Here is a 1,201-nt window from a genome sequence, read left to right on the forward strand (position 1 = left end):
AGCCGGTGCACCGGCACCGTGGGGTCGAAGCAGGCCCGGCGCGCTCCCCACGCCTGCAGCGTCTCACGTTCGGCCGGGCCCAGCAGGCCGAGCTCGCAGACGGGCTGTGCAGGCTGCGTGTCCAGTGCCTCGGCCAGACCCGGGAGCGCGGCCAGCATCAGCCCGCAGATGCGCTGGGCGTCCACCGTCTCGTGGATCTGCGCCACCAGCTCGAAGCCCTCGCCCAGGTCATCCACCGACAAGCCGAACGGGTAGTTGGTGCGCTCCTCGCCGCCCAGCGATTCCATGCCTGCCCAGGCCGCGGCCGCCGCGGCGTCTTCCGGCGCGTCGGCCTCGGGGCTGTAGCGGTAGTTCAGCAAGGCCGAGAACAGCGGCACGCCGCCGGGCAGCGCACTGCAGCGCTGGGCCAGCGACAGCTTCGCATGCTCGTGGTGCAGCAGGCCCGTCAGGGTCGCCTGGGTGTCGCGCACGCAGGCGGCCACGCTGCGCCCACCCAGGCGCACCCGCAGCGGCAGCGTGTTGATGAACAGGCCCAGCGCCCGCCCGGCCTCCTCGCCGCCTTGCATGCGGCCGAACAGCACCGTGCCGAACACCACGTCGTCCTTGCCGGTCGTCTTGCCGAGCACCAGCGCCCAGGCCAGGTGGAACAGGCTCGCCGCGCTCACGCCATGGCGCTGCGCCAGCCGGCGCAGCCGCTGTGCCAGCGGCAGGTCCAGCCGCCGGCGTGCTTCCTGCACGCGCGTGCCGTTGCCCTGCACATCCAGCAGGCCGAACGGCGCCGTCGGCTCGTCCACGTCGCCCAGCATCCGGCGGAAGAACGCCTCGTGCTCGGCCTGGCTCACGCCCAGCCGGGCCTGCGCCACGTAGCGGCGGAACGGCACCGGCGCGGGCAGCTCGCTGTCGCGGCCCTGCTGGATCAGCGTGATCTCCTCGATCAGCAATGCCAGCGTGGTGTGGTCCAGCACCAGGTGGTGGCTCGGCAGCTGCAGCAGCCAGCGCTGGCGCGCCGCGTCATGCACCGCCACCGCGCGGATCAGCGGCGCCCGGCGAAGGTCGATGCGGTAATGCGCCGGGTCCACGGCAGCAGCCAGGCGGGCCGCCAGGTCCGGCGTGGGCGTGTCGCCGGCACCGGTCTCGTACAGCCACTCCAGCGCCAGCACGGCCTGGCGCTGCACCACCTGCACCGGCTCCGGCAGCCCTT

1 protein-coding gene is annotated in these 1,201 nt (G+C 73.6%); it reads right to left on the minus strand.

The annotated features are described in order from the left end of the window. On the minus strand, positions 1 to 1,201 hold a 1,201-nt coding region (locus ALA01S_RS31080; RefSeq protein WP_238456033.1), incomplete at both ends, for a condensation domain-containing protein.

The organism is Azohydromonas lata NBRC 102462 (assembly GCF_001571085.1).
Taxonomy (GTDB): domain Bacteria; phylum Pseudomonadota; class Gammaproteobacteria; order Burkholderiales; family Burkholderiaceae_C; genus Azohydromonas; species Azohydromonas lata.